Here is a 19,108-nt window from a genome sequence, read left to right on the forward strand (position 1 = left end):
CAAAAACGCCTGGAACGGCAAGATGCCAGCGAACGTAATGCTGTAGAAGGTAAATTCGGCGAAGGGAAGCGGCGCTACAGTTTGGCTCGTATTATGGCACGCCTGAAAGAGACCGCCGAAAGCGTGATTTGTCTACAGTTCCTGGTGATGAACTTGGAGCATAGACTCCGTGTTCTTTTGTTCTATTTTCTGCGGCACCTATTTCGGTATAATCTAGCTTTAGTTCGACCGTCATTATAGTGTTTTAATTGAAATTAGGATTGGTTCAGCAAACCCTAATTATCCTGACCTGTTACCGGTTACTTTAATGTAGACTATCTGATCCAATTTTTCTCAAATTAAATTAGATAGCAATTAATTTGTAGTTTACCATAAGCTGCATCTCACTAAAGTATTCTAAGTCAGTAGCGTTGCATAAACCGTTTTTTAAAACCGCAAGTTTTAAATTAACTTAAATTTATTTAAATTTGTCCAGATTAGTCTAATTTTCATGAATATCATGGCATTTCATTAAAAAACTCCTTATAATAAAGTTATAGAAGTAATCCTGTCCATAGTCTCTAATATAAGGAGAAATTTTAGGGATAAGGATACCACTAAATCCACATTTAATGAAGTACCAAATCAATTGCCCTTTGAAAAATTTTGTTCCTTTATCAAAGAAACTGCTGCAGACATGTATATCAAGAAATTATTAACAACCAAATTGCCTACATCATGTTCATTGCCCAGATATCAAAAATTGAATCCATAAGGGCACTGGCCGAATGGGTAACAAATGATACTGACCTTCAAGACAATCTAAAGCTTGATTCAATCAGTGCATCACAGTTATCCAGGCGGCTTAAAGAGATGAGCAGTGACTTCTGGAGAACCGTGTTTACACAAGTAGCCAAAATTGCAATACAAAAGACCACCAATCATTTAAGTGCCACCCCCATGCCGACCGTGTCCATGTAATTGATTCCAGCACCATCACCCTTTGCCTTAACAGTTACTTATAGGCCGATTACCGTAAAACAAAAGCAGGTGTAAAAATTCATCAATGATTGGTATACCAAAACGGTTATTCTTACCCTGAAAGAGCCATTCTTGCAACACTACTGAAATAACATACTCAAAGCCAGTGCCTCATTAATTGGCTATCCCTAAATCAGACAGCACCGGAGATTTTCCTGGCTATCCACAGCCGGTGATTAACCAAATGGAAAATAAACAAAACAGTTAAAATAATCCCTATTTTGTCATGAAACTCGATCGCTATAAAACGTGCATGAGACGCCACGGACATGAATATCCAGGGGACAAGTCCTGTTATGGATGCAATAATGAAAAAGATTAATAAACATAATGTTATTTTAGCATTTTTTCCGGATGCTTTTTTCTTCTTAAAAACCATTTTAATCCACCCGTAATGTAAAAAAACATGAACGGCTATACCAATCAGTGATATTACAGCAGTCATTTTATGCAGATTGAGCCACCCACTATTATTTAGCCCCAACACGATTGTTTCAGATGAAAGACCTCCGGCATGGTAATTAATTTGAATTAACAAACCGGAAAATGCAAGGATAATGAATGGGAAAAATATAAGCAAATCTATGTAAAAATTAGTATTTGATTTATTTGACACCTTAACCATAAAAGTTATCCCTCCCTTTTGGCTTATAAAGCGGTAAAATGGCTCCTTGTGGGCAAACCCTGACACATGCCCCGCACCCTTTACAACTATTGGCATTATCTATGTGGGCGTGCCTGTGGAAAAATTCAACCTTCCCGATAACCCTGTTTCGGCACACAGAGACACACTTCCAGCAGGCCTTGCATAGCCTGACATTTAGCCGGATATATCCGGTTGAGCCATGTCTTGCAAAAATATTGTGCAAAACCATTCCTTATCACTCCTCCCCACCCTCCCGCCAGGATTCAAACAGTGCCCGGCGAAAAGACTTGTAAGCTATCTGTTTTTTAAGATCATTAAGGATGCCTATCAATTCTGTCAGAGAAATACTGCCATCGTGTATGCGTTGCAGAAACCTGCATCGTACAGTCTTCACTTCACTGTTTATGAACTCGGCAAATTGTCTGTAAATAACCAGGTCTTGGGGTGTTAAGCCAAGACCCAAAAGTTTTTTTACAATCCCGGCGGCACGCAGGTCTGATTTATCGTAGTGCTTACCTCCTTTGCCTGCAGGATTTAATATTCTCAATTCCTCCAGGTATCTTAAAGCCGCTTCATCCAATCCTGTGGCGGCAGCCACTTCTGCCTCCGAAAGGTCCGCGGACTCTCCTTCTTCTTCCGGATAGCAAAACACTTGTTGGAACAAGGAATGCATCTCCTCAATATGGTCCAATTCCTGCCCTTCGCGCCTGGCCTGTAAAATTGTTTTGATTACTGCTATGGGAAGGTATCTCTTGTCCTGCAATTCTTTTATCATCCTTATTTCGTCAACTACAACAGGATGATAATAGGCCATATTGCGGGCAGTTTTAACCGGTGAGGTCAGCAGCCCTTCCCGCAGGTAATAGTGAATGGTTTGTACCGACACACCTGAAGCCGATGACACCTCACTGATTTTCAACATATTACTTCCCATTTTGCTCTTTCCCATTGTCCTGTTAACCGCCCCCATACATAGTATAAAGCTTTACTATATGCGCGTATGTATATACTAATCGCATAAAAGAAGAATGTCAACATAAAAACATCTGAACACACTTTGTTAAGTAAACTTTATTTTGATGATATAAAGCTGGGCCATAAACTTCCCCCCAGGCAAAGCATATTACCCAGGAAAAAATAACTAAGAACGCAGAGGCTTAGCTTGACTATAACCCTATTCACATTGATCCGGAATGGTGTAAAAATGTGAACCTTCTTGGCAAAGTGACTACAATTGCCCATGGTATGATGACGTTATCCTTTATGGGAAAGATAATTACGGATTGGGCTTATCCCGGTGGTGCTTTCCTCAGATCATTGGAGGGAAAATTTATCCATTCTGTAAGACCCGGAGATGATATAACTGTTCATGCGGTAGTAACAGAATTTCACCCCAGGCACAAAAAAGAAGAATCTTTTTCGATTCTGGAAATCTCCAGATTGGGCTGCTTGAATCCAATATTACGCTCGCATATAGTTCTCCACATTTTAATCCTGGCGGCATACCCTCTCATACCTCCCGGGATACCAGTGAACAATGCCGGTTCCAGACTTTCCGTATTTATTACCCCGTTGAATCACGTGATATAATGCCCCAGCATACCCCACCCGCGGTTTCCTGCCCAAAAAATAACACCTCCTGCCATATCTTAACAAGAGGTGAAATAACTTTCAATAATAAGTTAATAAATTTGGTGCCTGGCACCCTATGGTGTTCTTACCAGGTAATAGGTAATGACACCGCTGAAGTAGGGGTAAACCAAGCCCCCGTGTTAGAACCTTTTGTAACAGTAGCCCTAAAAGGAGCGCTTGTGGTTATACTATAAATTACCCCATCAGGGCCAGTAGGCCAAGTTGCTAGATAATTGGGTACTAAATCAGGATTATCACCTGAAAAAGTAGGTGCAGTCGTTGTATTACCTGTATTAGCTTGATATTGCATAATTGCACCGTCAATTGTTCTTAAATTTGCCTCAACTGCCGCTCGATTAGCTTTTGCTGTCGTCGAATTATACACCGGCACTGCTATTGCCGCCAAAATACCGATAATAACCACAACCACCATCAGTTCCACCAGGGTGAAGCCTTTACGGTTTTTCAGCGCATAACTAATTCTTTGAATCACATTATTCACCTCCCTCAATAATTAATTGGTCAAGCACAAAAATTATTTTGTGCTGCCTTATTTATGCATTCTAACTTAAGTTATACCTGGAAAAATTAATTTTAGACACTTAAATTAAAATAATTTTTCAATAAGTTTTTATTATCACCCGTGGGCGCCGTTTAACCTTCAACCGTTTTCCCCACAAGGGCATACCCCCGGCTACCCGCCTGATTACCCGCCGGATGAGCTGGTTGACCCGCCTGATGACCCGCCTGACCCGACGCCTATTTCGTTGATCAAATCTTTAATCAACTGAGCTTTGTCGGGGGTTTCTTCCACCCACAAAACATATATTCTGTTCTTACTATCGATGGTGTCAGCGATATTCCCGGAAATGTGAAAGCTGCTCGTGGAGACGCCGGAAAGTTCACTTAGCAAACTGCGCATTGAGTTTACCTGGTTATAACTGCCGGTCAGCAACGGCACTTTGGTTTTTTCCCGGGTCTGGTCCAGGCTCACCAAGGCTGTCCGTACCCGGGTCTCCAGGTATGGCGGGCAGATAACCAGCAACTCATGGCCGAAGCGGTCATAGTTATATGCTTCAGACTTAACATCGGTAAAACCGAATTCATCCAACCGTTTTTTAGCATCCCCGGCCACGATATTTTTTAATTGGAAAATGAATGCTTTATTCTTTTGGCCTGAATTTACGTCCAGCTGTTGCGCCAGCTTTTGCAGTTCCTCCCAGCGGGGGAACAATTCCCGGTCAAATACCAAAAGCCGGTTGTCTAAAATCACGTAACGTTTAAAAACCACACCCGCTCCGGCCATCAATTCGACCAGGCGGTCGGGTGTAATTGAATAGGTGGTTAAGGTTTTATGTTCCAGGGAAAGCTGGTTTTCCTTCTCATCCACCGCGTAGATGAGCTCCCGGACTTTTTGCAAAGTTTGCGCGGTTCCCTGAACCCAAATGGCATTAGGATTTGTATCCACCGTAATGTCGGTCTGGTCGATCCCAAGCTGACCGATTAATTCTTTCATTTTATCCGCCGTGATATAATACAGGTCGAATTTGACCAGCAGCATCTGGTTGAAGAAATCACTCTTTAACGTCCCCGGGTCGCCGACCACGATGATGTTGCCGTTCTGCAGGTAAGCCATTTTTTGGCTTTCAATGATTAGTTCAAGGGCTTTCCTGGCCGTTATATTGTCAGCCTTAAAATCTATACGTACCGGTTCGGATTTGGTCAGTATTATATTTACACCCAATTTGACGGCCAGCGCCGATAGAATATCCCTCAGGTCGGTATCCCTGACCTCCAATGAGATTACACCGCCGTCCCCGGTAAACAGGGAGTCACTCACCCCGGCGGTGGCAGACCAGGCGGGTGTGCCTGTAAAATCCTCCGCTCCCGCGTCCGGATAGCCGTCGGCATAGGCCCTGCCGCATGACAACAGCGTCAATAGCAGGACAGCGGCCATAAAAATCAAAGCTCTCTCCGCAAAATTGATCCTATAACAGGTGTCCCGCCTCAATTACCGTCACTCCCTTGCCCGCCTGCCGGCTGTTTTTGGTCTGCTGAATTCTGCGCCGCATTTTGATTGTTGTTTGGATTAACATTAACCCGGCCGTTGAATTTGAGTTCCAGGGACTGGTTGCCTGCTGTTAATATTACTGCATTCTTTTTGATCTCTTTTACTTTCCAACCGCCTTGGAGTTCTTCCCCCACTTTGACTACATAAGCAGTGTTGCCGGCTTCAATAATGGCCAGGTCGCCTCCATAACCCCCGTTGATAATTCCTTTAAGTTTCAGGGCGACATTAAACGGATCCCGGACTTCCTGCCCGGTCTCCATTTTCCTTTTTAGTTCCGGTAAAAACGTGCTGGATGTCTTGGCGGCGTCCGGCTGCCCGGTGTCGTCTGTGACAGTGCTTTGCTGTCCTTCCTGTTTGTTTTGAGATTCCTTGATAAAATTGTAATTTAGTTTAATTATGTAGATAAGACCGGCAAGGATAATAAAAACACATACCACAACAATGAAAGTTTTCTTTTTATCCTTTTTCAATAATGTTTCAAGTTGTTTGAATAAATCTTTAATATTTTTGCCGGGCAAGTTTGTACACTCCTTGCTGGATGTAATTACTTCAAATGCAAATCATTGGGCAAGGTAAAATACGCTGACTGATAAATCTGCCTTGAGATAGGCCGGGTCCTGGCTGTCTTTGGCCAATTTAACGGCATCAATGCGCATAGCCCTGGTGCCGTTTTGCAAACCGGTGATCAAATTGAACAAATCATTAAAACTACCCCGGCATGTCAGATTTAACGGCATTTCCACATAACCTTTTTGGGTCACGCGCTCTTGAAAATTTATTTGCAACAGGTCCACGCCCGCTTGCGCAAAAATACTGTTGATTTGCTCAATTAGATTATTCTCCCCGGGGCCGGCCGGCAGCGCTTTTTCTATTTGCGCCGATTTTTCCCGCAATTCGGCTGACTTGTCCTTTAATTGAATTAAATTCTGCAGCCTGGTCCGGGCTTGGGCCAGGGCGTCGCGGTTGGCGGCCAATTCCGCACGCGCGCTTTTCAATGCGTTGATCTGGTTAAAGAGTAAAAAGCAAACCAGTAACAAAACCGCAACCCCGGAGAGCAGAACCAGCTTATCTTTCCGCTGCATACCATTCATTATTGGTTGACCACCGCCGTTCCACCCGCGGCAGGTACGGAAAGTCCGGGTAAAAGTTTCGCCTTGATTTCAAAACGAACGACAATTTCCCCGTCCAAATCTTCCTGGGACAACACCCGGCAGCTTGCTCCGGTTAGTCCCTTGACCTTACGAATATTGTTCAACATTTCAGCCGCGGCAAGCCGGTCGACCGCATACCCCGTGATAACTACCTCCCCGTCAAGCGGGGCTTCCTCATTTTGCCCCGGATTCATGCCCAGCACACTGCTTATTTTTGCTCCGGTATCAGCCGCCTTATTTCCAGCCGGTTTGCTTTCTGCCGCCTGCCCCACCGGCTGTGTTGCGGCTTTTGCCGTGCCCTGCCGGTAAGCGGCGGTAAAGTCAGCCAGCCAAACGCCGGGCGGCATATACTGCCCCAGATCGTACAAAATGCCAACCCAATCGGGCGGGGCCCCCATAGCCTGCTTCAATATTTCTTGCCCATGATCAACCCGGGCCTGCAGATCGGCATATTGCTCCAGATCGGGGAATTTTTTCAGCAATGCTTCTCTTTCTTTGGCCAATTCGGCCGCATCCCCCCTGGCTTGCCAGGTTGCCACCAATAAAATGCCAAATACAAGCAGCAAAACAATACCTGCCAGGCTGCCGGCCGCCACCAGTTTCTGCTGCTTTTGCTTCAGTTCCCACTGTAATTTAATTTCAGGCGGCAATAAATTTATGTTTACATACATGCTTCAGGTCTCCATTCCCCTTAACGCCAGCCCCACGGCCACGGCAAAATCAGGGCCTTCTTGATGCCAATCGATATTGCGCGCGTTGACCGCGCCCTTAAAAGACACCGCCGGGTTGATTACTTCAACCGGTATGTCCAGTTCTGAATTTAATAATTCCCTTACACCTTCGGCCCGCGCCCCGCACCCGCTGAGAAACAGGCAGTCGACAGTAACTGATTCCCGCTGGGCTAAATAAAAGCCAATGGATGATCTGATCTCCTCCGCCACTGCCCCGGCCCAGCTATACCAGGCGTTGACGGGCAATTCCACCGGTTTACGCTCTTGCTCCAAGCTAATATCACCCGGAGTAAAGCCATCCGGCTTGCTTTCGACCGCATAGGTGAAAGAATCCTGCTCAGTCTCCGGTATCAGGTCACCGGGTAAAAAAATATCCGGCATGTTATCAGCAGCATGAGCAGAAGCCACCTGCCGCTCACTTTGCAATACTATATCAGCAAAATAATTATCTTGATCTAAAGCAACCTGCAAATTGGTCGGGATTATTCTGACAAAACGGGGGATTCCCCCTGTTACCAACATCAGCGAGGTTATTCCATTGGAAATATCGGCGAATATGGTCGTACCCGCCAACCTGCTTTCAGGCACCGTGCGCATCAAGGCAAGGGGCGAGGCATCCACAATCCTGGGCGTCAAAGCTGCGCTGGATATGGCCTGCAGGCTTTTATCCAGCATATCCCGCCTTACGGCAACCATCAGCACTTCCAACCGCGGTCCGGTTTCACCTTGCGTTTCGCCTACAACGGCAAAATCCAGCATCATTTCCGTAACCGGTATGGGGAAATAGTCACCGGCCTGGAAACGCAGCATTTTATCCAGTTTGCTGAGCTCAATTTTGGGGAAATCAGCCAGGCGCATCAACACTCCTTGATTTGACACACCCAGCACCACTTCCCGGCTGCCGATACGATAACGGTCCCATAACTCCTTCAGCGCTCCGGTAACAGTTGCAACGTCTTCAATAACCCCTTCCACTATTGCTTCTTCCGGAATCTCGATTTGTTCCGCTTTGACCAGGTCGGCCGTGCGCAGCGTGCCGGTTATTTCGACGGCACGGATAACCCCCGTTTCCAATTGCAGTCCCACCGCGCTTTTTTTTCTTAGAAATTTCAAAATTAACCTTCAGCTCCTTAGCACGGGTTTTCAGTGTTCAGGAAAAAAACCTGGCCAACAGTTCCAAGCTCTTTTTCAGCAAGCGGGAAACCTTTCGCTGGCTGACACCCAGGGCTTCCGCCGTTTCTCTTTGGGTCAGGCCATGATAAAAAAGCGCTTCTATCACTTTGCGCTGTATCTTTGACAGCTTGTCCAATGCCATTTTCAAGGCAATGCGGTCCTCTATCGGCAAGGTAAAACTTTCGTACCTCAAGCTGTGGATTTGTGAAATATCTATCTCATCTATGGAGACCCAGCCCGCGCGCATGGCTTGCAGCACGCCTTCTTCGCGCACGTTCAATGCACCGGCGATCTGGGCTATGGACGGCACTTCGCCGTTCAACTGCAAGTGGTCTTCGATGACCCGGTTGACCTTTTCCTGCAATTCAGCCACCCAAGCCGGCCGGTCAAAGGTTGCTTCCCGGCGGATCAAATGGCGCATTTCACCCATGATATAATGGCCGGCATAGGTGCTGAAAGACACTCCCCGGCTCCGGTCATAGCGTTTCGCCGCTTTAAGCAAACCCTCAAAGCCGGCCTGAAGAAGATCTTCTTTGCTTTGCCCGGGAGCATAGATATTGGCAAAATAATGCACAAGCCCGGTTCCTGCTACTACCAGTTCATGCAAGGCGGTTTCATCCTTGGCCTGCAGGTATGCCTCCATGGCTGCTTCAATTTTGGGGTAACCATTCATCTTTTACCTCCCTACTGAAGTCACCACGGTAAAGATAGGCAAGTAAACGGCTATTACAATGGAGCCGATGGTAATGCCCACAACTATCAGCAGCACCGGTTCCAACATGGCAGTCAGCCCCTTGGTCATGGCTGCCACTTCTTCCTCGTAAAAATCGGCCACCCGCCCCAGCAGAGTGGAAAGCTGGCCGGTTTCCTCGCCGACGGCCACCATGTTAACCAGCATGGGCGGGAAAAATTCGCTCTTTTTCAGTAAAGAAGCTATACTTTGCCCTTCCTGGATGCCTTGGCCCGCCTGTTTGACCGCCTCGGCAACCTGGATGCTGCCGGAGGCCGGGCCGGCCGCTTCCAGCGCCTGCAACACCGGGATGCCTCCGGACAGGAGGGTGGATAAAGTGCGTGAAAAGGCGGCGACGGTTGTTTTTTTAAAAAGCTCCCCCAGCACCGGCAGCCTGAACCTGAGTATATCCCATGCTTTCTTGCCGTTTGGGCCGGATAGATAGTAACGCAAACCAAAAATAAATCCGATCATCCCCAGGAAGCACAAATACCAGTAACTGCGCAGCACATTGCTGACCCCCACAACAATTCTGGTCGGCAGCGGCAGGCTGACGCCTTCCGGAAAGAAGCCGACAAAAATGGGGACAACGAACAACATCAGCGCCATGACCACGCAAAAAGCAAATATCAAAACCACCGACGGGTAAAAGGTGGCGGCCCGGATTTGGTCCTTCAGGTGTTTGCTGCGCTCCAGCTGGTCGGACAGCCGCCTTAGCATTTCTTCGATGGAACCGCTGATTTCACCAGCTTTGATCATATCAACATACATGGAGGAAAAAGTTTCCGGGTATGCCCGCAGCGCATCGGAAAAACTGGCGCCGCTTTCCACGCTTCTGGCCACTTCACCGATAATGTTGCTCAAAGTTGGGTTACTTGTCTGCTCCTGCAGGGTGAAAAGACAACGGGTCAGCGGGATGCCGGCGACGAGCATGGCCGCCAGCTGGCGGCTGAAAAAACTGATATCGCCGGTCTTTATTTTGCGCCGCCTGAACAAGGTGAAGGTAAAAGAAGTATTTTTCACCTCCGCCAGGTCTATGACCATGTAACCCATTTTCCGCAACTTGGCGACAGCGGAATTTTCCTGCTCCGCCTCCATTTTTCCGGATACCGGCACGCCTTTTGCGTCTATGGCTTCATATGTGTAAAGGGGCATCGAACCAACCTTCCTGTCAATTAAAAAGGTATATTTTTCTTCAAGGCCCGTTCCAGCTCAATACGGTCAACCGCCTTAATCAAGGCGTTTTCTCTGGAAATCAACCCGGACAGGCACAATTCGGCCAGGGCCTGGTCCATGGTTTGCATCCCCACATTGCGGCCGGTTTGCATAACCGTGTACAGCTGGTATTCTTTACCTTCCCTGATTAAATTTTTAACCGCCGGGGTGGCCCAAAGTATTTCAACGGCGGCCACTCTGCCTTTGCCGTCAGCCCGGGGAATCAACTGCTGCGCCACAACGGATTGCAATGAATCGGAAAGCTGCTGCCTGATCTGGTTGCGGATGCCCTCCGGGAAAACGTCGACAATCCGGTGGATGGCCAGGGGCGCCGTTTGGGTGTGCAGCGTGGAAAAGACCAGGTGCCCGGTTTCAGCTGCGGTTAGCGCTATGGAGATACTTTCCATGTCCCTCATTTCACCGATTAAAATAACGTCGGGGTCGTGGCGCAACACATGCTTTAGGGCCGCGGCAAAAGAATGGGTATCGCTGCCCACCTCGCGCTGCTTGATAATGGATTTCTTGTGGCTATGTAAAAATTCAATGGGGTCTTCTACGGTAACTATGTTAAGGCAACGGTTTTCGTTGATCAGGTTTATAATTGATGCCAGTGTGGTTGATTTGCCGCTGCCTGTCGGGCCGGTCACCAGAACCAGGCCGCGTGGCAACCTGGCAATATTTTTCGCCGATGCCGGCAAGCCTAGGCTTTCAAATTTGGGGATTTCCATGGCCACCACCCTGAAATTAACCGCCAGCGAGCCACGCTGCCACATGATATTGCCCCGGAACCGGCTTAAGCCCGGTACGGAGTAGGAGAAGTCCAGTTCCAGCTCCTTTTCCAGGCGGTCCTTTTGCTTGGGCGTAAGGATTGCATATACCAGTTGCTCTATATCCTGCGGCATTAGCCGGGGCATATCCGTCGTTACCAGTTCACCGTTGATCCTGATTACAGGCGGCTTGCCGGCAGTCAGGTGTAAATCGGAACCATTCATTTTAACTGTACGGGTGAGAATTTCATTCATGTCCAGCCCCGCTTGCGAACTCATAATATCACCCTCATTAACTCTTCCAATGAAGTAATTCCTTGCTTTACCTTGATCAGTCCGTCCTGGCGGAGTGTGATCATTCCCTCGGCTATTGCAGCTTCCTTGATCTCCCTGGCCGGCCTGCGTTCCAGGGCCAGGCGCTGAATAGTTTCCGTCACAAACAGAAGTTCATAAATACCTGTGCGGCCCCGGTACCCGGTATTACTGCAGCGTATGCACCCCACGGGACGGTATAGTTTTACCCGGTCCTCTCCTTCATTAAAAGGAAAATCCGGTATATCCCCAAGCTCATCTCGCGTTATTTCGTATTCTTGTTTACAGTTCCGGCATAAAACCCGGGCCAGGCGCTGGGCTAAGATACAGACAATTGATGAAGCAGTTAAAAAAGGTTCAATACCCATTTCGGTCAGGCGGCTGATGGCGCCGGCCGCATCATTCGTATGCAGGGTGGAAAAAACCAGATGACCGGTTAAAGCAGCTTCAATGGCCAACTTGGCTGTTTCCTGATCTCTTATTTCGCCTACCATGATAATATCCGGGTCACTCCGTAATATGGAGCGCAACCCGGATGCAAAAGTGAGACCGGCCTTGGGATTGATTTGTATCTGGTTAATGCCTTCCATGCGGTATTCAACCGGGTCTTCCACAGTGATAACATTTTTGGCCACCCTGTCCACGGTAATCAGGCTGGCATATAAACTTGTGCTTTTGCCGCTGCCGGTCGGGCCTGTAACCAGGATGCAGCCGTAGGGCATATTGATGGCATCCCGGTATTTTTGCAATACCACTTGCTCAAGCCCCAATTCCTCCAGAGTTATTATTTTGGCCGACCGGTCCAGCAGCCGCAGGGTCAGTCGCTCGCCAAAACTTGCGGGCAGTGAAGCTACCCTGGCGTCAATGGTGCGGCCCTCAATTTTAATGGACATACGGCCGTCCTGGGGAATTCTGCGCTCGGCAATGTTCATATTGGCCATTATTTTTATGCGCGAAACCAGCGAAGCGTGCATTTTCCTGGAAAGCTGCATCATATCATGCAAAACACCGTCAATTCTGAAACGTATCCTCAGCTGGCTTTCGTAAACTTCGATATGCACATCGCTGGCCTTGGCGTTCACAGCCTGGACCAAGATCATGTTGGCCAGTTGAACCGCAGGCTTAACTTCAGCGTCGCCTGCTTCAATATCAACATCTTCTTCCGGCAGTTGTTCATCCGCTGATTGTTCAAACTCCAAATTAACCCGGCTGTATTTTTCCAGTGCCGCGCTGAATTCACTGTCCGGTACGACTACCGGCTTGATATCATAGCCGGTTAATATGCGTATATCATCAATAGCCATAACGTTGTTGGGATGCTGCATGGCTACCAGCAGCTTATCCCCGCTAAAGCCAATGGGCAGTGCTTTATATTTTCTCTGGGCCTCCGTGGGCAACTTGGCTACGGCAGACGGGTCAATCGGGAATGTTTCAAGTGATACAAAAGGTATCCCGGCCCGTTTGGCCATAACCCTGGCGATATCTTCCTCCTTGCAATAACCTAAATCCACCAGGGCTTTGCCCAGAAAAACCCGGTTGGTTTTTTGATATTCCAATGCCTGTTCCAGTTGTTTCTGAGTAATGACCCCTTCTTGAACCAACCGGGAACCCAGAAAATCTTTGGTTAATTTCATCCAATCCTCCGACATTCTCCCTGATTATTAAATTAATTTCAAGAAAAAGAAACATATACCTGCTTATTGCGCAAAAATATCAATTGTTATAATCTGTTATTTTAATAACCACATATACTAATAAAATAAAAAAGCACGATACTTTTCAGTGATCGTGCCTGGTAGTTCGACTGCCGTAGCTTATGCCTTAGGCCCGCAACTTTGCGCCCGCTTCTTTCGAAACGTTTGCCTTTTTCAGACTCTAAACGGATATGTTTATATTTTGATTAATTATAAATATAAATTATTTTAATTACAACATCAAAGGATATGTTTTTCCATAATCATGAATTAAAAATTATTTATAAACGACGGGCGGGCGGACAGGGTCGTCCGCCCCTACACCCTCTTCATCCACGGTGTCGTATGTACGGCACGGATGACTATGCAGGAGACAGGAGTCAGAATGCCCCGAGCTGGTTCTCTCATTCTGACTCCTGACTTCTGATTTCTTATTCTATGGAACTGATCGCACTGAACATAGGCAGCATGATGGCTATGACAATAAAGCCCACCACTCCTCCCAAAACTACTATCAACACCGGTTCTATAACTGATGACAGGCGGGCTACTTTATCCTCAACCTCCCGCTCATAATACACGGCCAGCTTTTCCAGCATGGCATCCAGCGCGCCGGTTTCCTCCCCGATAGAGATCATGCTCGTCACCATGGGCGGAAAAACGCCGCTTTGCTGTAAAGGTTGAGCAATTCCCTCTCCCCTTTGCACACAATCTGCCGCCTTTGCTATAGCTCTCTCCACAATTGAGTTTGCCACAACTTTTTTTACCACGTCGAACGACTGAAGCAGCGGCACTCCGCTGGACAGCAGCAGCGCCAGGGTGCGGGCAAACCTGGCAATAATTATGCGTTTTATCAACGCACCGAAAACGGGTAATCTCATTAGAAGATTATCTGTTACCAGGCGGCCTTTTGATGTTGCGGAAAGTTTTTTACAGGCCAGCCCAAAAGCAACAACAGTTCCCGCAAACAAGTACCAATAATGGCGTACGTCGACGCTTGCCTTTAGCACCAGCCTGGTTGCGGCCGGAAGTTCAAGGTTGTTGCCGGCCAGCATGGCAGTAAATGAAGGAAGCACAAAAACGAGCAATGCCGCCACAGCTAAAACAGCAGCCGCCAGTACAGTCGCAGGGTAAGTCATAGCTGACTTTACTTTTTCACGTAAATCGTGCTCCTTTTCAAAATGCTCAGCCAGGCGTTCCAAAACCCGGTCGAGCGTGCCGCTTATTTCTCCCGCTTCAAGCATACTGGCAAAAATCCGGGGGAATACCCCGGGGTAAAGACGGGCCGCTTCCGCCAGTGACCGCCCCTTTTCCAGCATGGCTGCCATACCCTTTACCGCCTGAACGAGCGTTTTATTGTCATTCTGCCTGGCTAGAATGTCCAGGCATTGCAGAATCGGAACTCCGCTGCCAATCATGGCGGCAAACTGGCGGCAAAAGGGGGCAAGTTCCTTTGCGCCAACTCCGGGTGCCAAAAGGTTTACCCCCAAACTCTTTTGTTGCCCCGGTGTTACCTCTAAAGCAAATAATCTTTTATTCCTGAGCAAAGACGCTGCAGCCCCTGCACTTTCCGCGCCGATGCTCCCCCGGACGATCCTGCCCTGATGATTTCTGGCCCTGTAATCATAGATCCGGGTCATTAAATCCTCGCCTTTCACACTAATCTTCTGAATATGTGACGCGCATAACTTCCTGCAATGTTGTCAGCCCTTGCAATGCTTTCTCAATACCATCTTGTTTCAGTGAAACCAGGCCGCAGCCAACGGCTTTTTCCCTCAGCTCGTCAGCAGCGGCATTTTTGACAATTAACTGGCGCAGCCCCGAGTTCACCACCAAAACCTCATGAATCGGCAATCGCCCGCTATAACCGGTATAACCACACTTATCGCAGCCCTTACCGCGGTATAGCTTGACCACTTCAGTTTGACTGACATTTATAAACCGTCTTTCAGGTGCGTCCGTCTCCAGGTAGTAATCCTCTTTGCAATGCAGGCAAATAACCCGCACCAGCCGCTGGGCCACTACCCCCAGAACTGATGCGGCCACCAGAAAAGACTCGGCGCCCATATCCAAAAGACAGGTAATCGCCCCGATAGCGTCATTGGTGTGCATGGTTGATAACACCAGGTGCCCGGTATTGGCTGCACGGATGGCTATGCGGGCAGTTTCTTTGTCCCTTATTTCCCCCACCATAATAATATCCGGATCCTGGCGCAATATTGAGCGCAAACCGGCGGCGAAAGTCATTCCAGCCTTATAGTTGACCTGGGTTTGGTTTATACCTTCAAGCAAGTATTCCACCGGGTCTTCCACGGTAACGATATTCTTTTCCAAATCATTGAGCTGGTTGAGGGCGGCATACATGGTGGTGGTTTTCCCGCTGCCGGTGGGTCCGGTTAAAAGCACCATCCCATGGCTGTTGCACAATAACTTTTTAAACAAGTTTAGATTTTTCTCGGAAAAACCGATTTGTTTAAGTGTATAAGCAGTTATGTCGGATCTGTCGAGCAAACGGGCCACCACCTTTTCACCGTAGACGGTAGGCAGGGTGGAAACACGCAAATCGATTTCCCTTCGTTCCAATATCAGTTGAATCCGGCCGTCCTGCGGCAAACGTTTTTCCGCAATATCCATAGCAGACATGATTTTGATTCTGGATATTACCGCCCCCATGTCTTTACGCGGCAGCTGCATCTTTTGACGCAGCATGCCGTCAATCCTGAAGCGGACCCGAATACCTCTCGCATTTGGCTCAAAATGAATGTCGCTGGCTTTTTCTTCAATAGCCTGAATGAAAATAGAATTGACCAGGCGGATAACCGGAGCGTCACTGGCCATGGTTTCTTCTTTGAGGCTCATTGCTTCATAATCCTGTGTACTATAATCCTGGTCATCTTTAGCAACCTGTTCAATATTCTTCAGGGATTCTTTCCGGTCGCCGGCAAGTTGCTCAATATCAGCCTCGGAGGCAAAGCCGAGCTTGATTAATATCCGGCCTAATTTTTCGCCGGTTTTTGTTTGGACCCTGATGGCCTCCCACAACTGTTCTTTGGTTATGATTCCTTTTTCAATCAGTTGGTAACCTAAAATTTTCTTGGATGAGGGAATGTCCATACCCGCCATCTCCTTACAAGCGCAGCGAATCCAATGCCAGCTTAATTTTCTCCGCAGGCATGTTTTTATAAACCATAGCCTTACCGATACCGGCAGGCAGCACATAATTAATCTGCCCGCCGAAATTCTTTTTATCCCCGTACATGGATCGCACCAGTTCCATTGTTGCCAGGTCCTTTGGCACAGCCACCGGGAGCTTTGCCCGTAAAAGCAGGTTTTTTATCCTTTTCTCCTCGCTCTCCTGCAACATGCCCAGTTCCGCCGCCAGCCTTGCCGCTACCGTTGTGCCGATGGAAACTGCCTCTCCGTGGCGGAAACGACCGTAGCCGGCAATGGCCTCGATGGCATGTCCAACAGTGTGACCAAGGTTTAAAATGGCCCGGTTCCCCTGCTCGGTTTCGTCAGCCTCCACCACCCTGGCCTTATTCAGGCAGGAACGTTCGATTACATAGGCCATGGCGCCGGGCTCCAGCACCAGCACGCGATGGATATTGGCCTCAAGCCACTCAAAAAAAGCAGGGTCGCTGATAATCCCGTATTTAATTACTTCCGCCAAGCCAGAGCGGATTTCCCCGGCGTCCAGGGTATGCAGCGTAGCAGGGTCTGTCAGCACCAAGGCCGGCTGGTAGAAAGCCCCGATAATGTTTTTTCCCCGTGGATGGTTTACCGCAACCTTGCCGCCAACGCTGCTGTCCACCTGGGCAAGCAAAGTGGTGGGCAGCTGTACAAATGGCACGCCCCGCATGTAGGTTGCAGCCACAAAGCCGGCCAGGTCGCCCACAACACCGCCGCCCAGAGCCAGCACCGGGCAGCGCCGGTCCAAGCCTGCGGAAAAAGCGCAGTCGTAAAGCATTTCCGCGCTATGCAGTGTCTTATATTCCTCCCCGTCGGGAATTTCAGCAACAATGATTTCCAGGCCTGCCTGCTCCAGGCTGGCGGTAACCCGTTCGGCAAAGAGGGCTCCTACGGTGGGATTGGTTACAAGCAGCGCCTTGCGCCCGCCAAATAAGCCGGCCACGTGGCCGCCGGCCTGATCCAACGCCCCGCCACCGATGATTATTTTATAAGTCCGCTGTCCCAGGTTAATTACAACTTCTCTCATTGCACGTGCCCTTTTCGTTTTAAGTATTTATGTATTTCATTCAGCGCCTCACCAAAGGAAAGCTTGCCGGTATCAATGGTAAACTCAGCCATGTCATAGGCCCCTTCGCGCTCACGCAGCAGCCTTTCCACGTTTTCCCGCAAATTTCCCCGGCGCAGCAGCGGCCTGCGCCTTTTATTACGCACCCTGTTCAAGATAATTTCCGGGTCGGCTTTAAGCCCGATGAGCACACCGTTTTGTTGAAGCAGTCTTACATTTTCACTGTTGAGTACCATGCCGCCACCGGTAGCGATAACCAGGCCGGAGCGGGCGGACAGTTTGCGGGCCAGCAAGTTTTCCTCGGACCTGAACCTGATCGGCCCGTCCTTGCGGAAGATTTTCTCCACCGTTTTGCCTGTTACTTCCTCAATGGCAAGGTCGGTGTCAATAAAATCATAGCCGATTTTCCGGGCCAGCTGCCGACCCAGGGTTGATTTGCCGGTTCCCATAAAACCTATTAACACAACATTTTTCCTGTTAATATTATTTTTCAACCTTAAAACCCTTTCCAATAGGTGCGGTACTCATCCACTCGCTGCAATATTTCCCGCATGGTATCTCCTCCGAATTTTTCAACCAATGCACACGCCAGCTCCCAGGCCACAACAGCCTCGCCGACCACGCTGGCGGCAGGCACGGCACAGGCGTCGGAGCGTTCCACCGAGGCCTCAAAGGGCTGTTTGGTGTCTATGTCCACACTTTTCAGGGGCTTGTACAGGGTGGGAATGGGTTTCATGGCGGCCCGCAGCACCAGCGTTTCTCCATTGGACATGCCGCCCTCGATTCCCCCGGCCCTGTTTGTTTGCCTGTAGTAGCCCCGGTGCATGTCATAAAAAATTTCATCATGTACCTGGGAGCCCCTGCGGGCGGCCGCGTTAAACCCGTCCCCCACCTCAACGCCCTTGATGGCCTGAATGCTCATCAGCGCGCCGGCCAGTCTGCCGTCCAGGGTCAAATCCCGCTGGACGTAACTGCCCAGTCCGGGGGGCAGGCCAAATACTTTTATCTCAAATATGCCGCCGAGGGTGTCCCCTGCGGTACGGGCCTGTTCAATTGCATTGATCATTTTCTCGGACGCGGCAGGGTCCGCGCAGTAAACAGGTGAACTTTCCACCGCCCTGCTGAGCCGGTCAGCGTCCATATTGACTTCCCCGGCGCAAATTTCACCTATCCGCACCACTGAGCCAACAACGATTACGCCGGTTTCCTCCAGCAGGCGCCGGGCCACCGAGCCGGCCGCCACCCGGGCCGCCGTTTCGCGGGCACTGGAGCGTTCCAATACATTGCGCAGGTCCCTGTGGCCGTATTTAACGCCCCCGGTTAAATCGGCATGCCCGGGCCTGGGACGGGATACAGTGCGCCGGCTCAGGTCTGCTTCCGGTCCCGGGGACATAACCTCCCGCCAGTTCTCCCAGTCTTTGTTCTCTATGGTAAGGGTCACCGGGCTGCCTATGGTCATCCCGCCCCTGACTCCGGAAGTAATCATCACCCTGTCCTGCTCAATCTTCATTCTCCCGCCCCTGCCGTAACCGCCCTGGCGCTTGGCCAGCTGCCGGTCAATATATGCGGCCGTCAAGGGCAGCCCGGCTGGAACCCCGTCCAATACGGCGGTTAACCTGGGGCCGTGGGACTCTCCGGCCGTTAGATAACGCAGCAAATTCTTTCCCTCCCGGATATTAAGATAAAACATATATTGCTTCGTCGTTTCACT

Annotated in this window: 20 protein-coding genes, 1 pseudogene and 1 riboswitch; of the genes and pseudogenes, 2 read left to right on the top strand and 19 right to left on the bottom strand. The window is 49.0% G+C overall.

Annotated features, from left to right (window positions below; all coding sequences use genetic code 11):
- On the top strand, positions 1-240 hold a 240-nt coding region (locus tag H569_RS0114390; RefSeq protein ID WP_027365563.1), incomplete at its 5' end, for a transposase.
- A gap of 913 nt (positions 241-1,153) precedes the next feature.
- Here the strand turns inward: H569_RS0114390 and H569_RS0114400 are convergent.
- From H569_RS0114400 to H569_RS20510, 3 genes are read right to left on the bottom strand one after another with little or no spacing between them, the layout of a single operon-like run.
- Positions 1,154-1,645 (bottom strand): DUF4405 domain-containing protein, encoded by a 492-nt coding sequence (locus tag H569_RS0114400; protein WP_027365565.1) that lies wholly within the window; start codon positions 1,643-1,645, stop codon positions 1,154-1,156.
- A complete protein-coding gene (locus H569_RS0114405) occupies positions 1,638-1,895 on the bottom strand; it encodes a 4Fe-4S dicluster domain-containing protein (RefSeq protein ID WP_027365566.1) in 258 nt (85 codons plus the stop codon). The genes H569_RS0114400 and H569_RS0114405 overlap by 8 nt, the downstream gene beginning before the upstream one ends.
- A 6-nt stretch (positions 1,896-1,901) precedes the next feature.
- Positions 1,902-2,615 carry a MerR family transcriptional regulator gene (locus tag H569_RS20510; protein WP_051273675.1) on the bottom strand — a complete coding sequence of 238 codons (714 nt, stop codon included), beginning with the start codon at positions 2,613-2,615 and terminating at the stop codon, positions 1,902-1,904.
- Between the two features lie 275 nt (positions 2,616-2,890).
- On the opposite strand from H569_RS20510, the pseudogene H569_RS23685 reads away from it, so the two are divergent.
- Positions 2,891-3,007, top strand: a pseudogene (locus tag H569_RS23685) (hypothetical protein); the annotation flags it as partial.
- Between the two features lie 47 nt (positions 3,008-3,054).
- Here H569_RS23685 and H569_RS23395 read toward each other — a convergent pair.
- The 16 genes from H569_RS23395 to aroC form a co-directional block, all read right to left on the bottom strand.
- On the bottom strand, positions 3,055-3,180 hold the full coding sequence (locus tag H569_RS23395) for a hypothetical protein (protein WP_257720120.1): 126 nt from the start codon (positions 3,178-3,180) through the stop codon (positions 3,055-3,057).
- A 203-nt stretch (positions 3,181-3,383) separates the two neighbouring features.
- Positions 3,384-3,791 (bottom strand): type IV pilin protein, encoded by a 408-nt coding sequence (locus H569_RS23485; RefSeq protein ID WP_051273676.1) that lies wholly within the window; start codon positions 3,789-3,791, stop codon positions 3,384-3,386.
- 213 nt (positions 3,792-4,004) lie between these two features.
- Positions 4,005-5,255, bottom strand: coding sequence for a secretin N-terminal domain-containing protein (locus H569_RS0114425; protein WP_051273678.1), 1,251 nt, complete (start codon positions 5,253-5,255; stop codon positions 4,005-4,007).
- A gap of 50 nt (positions 5,256-5,305) precedes the next feature.
- Entirely contained in the window at positions 5,306-5,887 is a 582-nt protein-coding gene (locus tag H569_RS0114430) for a type II secretion system protein N (protein ID WP_027365568.1), read from the bottom strand.
- 42 nt (positions 5,888-5,929) lie between these two features.
- On the bottom strand, positions 5,930-6,460 hold the full coding sequence (locus tag H569_RS0114435) for a type IV pilus inner membrane component PilO (RefSeq protein ID WP_027365569.1): 531 nt from the start codon (positions 6,458-6,460) through the stop codon (positions 5,930-5,932).
- Positions 6,460-7,191, bottom strand: coding sequence for a PilN domain-containing protein (locus tag H569_RS0114440; protein ID WP_027365570.1), 732 nt, complete (start codon positions 7,189-7,191; stop codon positions 6,460-6,462). The genes H569_RS0114435 and H569_RS0114440 overlap by 1 nt, the downstream gene beginning before the upstream one ends.
- Before the next feature lie 3 nt (positions 7,192-7,194).
- Complete coding sequence (gene pilM, locus H569_RS0114445; protein ID WP_034630816.1) at positions 7,195-8,364, bottom strand: type IV pilus biogenesis protein PilM; 1,170 nt, start codon at positions 8,362-8,364, stop codon at positions 7,195-7,197.
- Positions 8,365-8,401: 37 nt separating this feature from the next.
- Positions 8,402-9,097: a sigma-70 family RNA polymerase sigma factor gene (locus H569_RS0114450; protein WP_027365572.1), complete on the bottom strand. Its 696-nt coding sequence runs from the start codon at positions 9,095-9,097 to the stop codon at positions 8,402-8,404.
- 3 nt (positions 9,098-9,100) lie between these two features.
- Positions 9,101-10,309: a type II secretion system F family protein gene (locus H569_RS0114455; protein ID WP_027365573.1), complete on the bottom strand. Its 1,209-nt coding sequence runs from the start codon at positions 10,307-10,309 to the stop codon at positions 9,101-9,103.
- Between the two features lie 20 nt (positions 10,310-10,329).
- Positions 10,330-11,415, bottom strand: a complete 1,086-nt coding sequence (locus H569_RS0114460; RefSeq protein WP_027365574.1) for a type IV pilus twitching motility protein PilT — start codon at positions 11,413-11,415, stop codon at positions 10,330-10,332.
- On the bottom strand, positions 11,412-13,082 hold the full coding sequence (locus tag H569_RS0114465; protein ID WP_027365575.1) for a GspE/PulE family protein: 1,671 nt from the start codon (positions 13,080-13,082) through the stop codon (positions 11,412-11,414). Before H569_RS0114465 ends, H569_RS0114460 begins: the two co-directional genes overlap by 4 nt.
- Before the next feature lie 157 nt (positions 13,083-13,239).
- Positions 13,240-13,322: riboswitch (cyclic di-GMP riboswitch) on the bottom strand.
- Positions 13,323-13,573: 251 nt separating this feature from the next.
- Positions 13,574-14,782 carry a type II secretion system F family protein gene (locus H569_RS0114470; RefSeq protein ID WP_027365576.1) on the bottom strand — a complete coding sequence of 403 codons (1,209 nt, stop codon included), beginning with the start codon at positions 14,780-14,782 and terminating at the stop codon, positions 13,574-13,576.
- Between the two features lie 19 nt (positions 14,783-14,801).
- A complete protein-coding gene (locus H569_RS0114475; RefSeq protein ID WP_081411047.1) occupies positions 14,802-16,256 on the bottom strand; it encodes a GspE/PulE family protein in 1,455 nt (484 codons plus the stop codon).
- 13 nt (positions 16,257-16,269) lie between these two features.
- On the bottom strand, positions 16,270-17,358 hold the full coding sequence (gene aroB / locus H569_RS0114480) for a 3-dehydroquinate synthase (protein WP_027365578.1): 1,089 nt from the start codon (positions 17,356-17,358) through the stop codon (positions 16,270-16,272).
- On the bottom strand, positions 17,355-17,891 hold the full coding sequence (locus tag H569_RS0114485) for a shikimate kinase (RefSeq protein WP_027365579.1): 537 nt from the start codon (positions 17,889-17,891) through the stop codon (positions 17,355-17,357). The genes aroB and H569_RS0114485 overlap by 4 nt, the downstream gene beginning before the upstream one ends.
- Before the next feature lie 2 nt (positions 17,892-17,893).
- Entirely contained in the window at positions 17,894-19,054 is a 1,161-nt protein-coding gene (gene aroC / locus H569_RS0114490) for a chorismate synthase (protein WP_027365580.1), read from the bottom strand.
- Between the last annotated feature and the right edge of the window lie 54 nt (positions 19,055-19,108).

Origin of the sequence: Desulfotruncus alcoholivorax DSM 16058 (assembly GCF_000430885.1) — a bacterium.
In the GTDB taxonomy this organism is placed as follows: Bacteria; Bacillota; Desulfotomaculia; order Desulfotomaculales; family Desulfallaceae; genus Desulfotruncus; species Desulfotruncus alcoholivorax.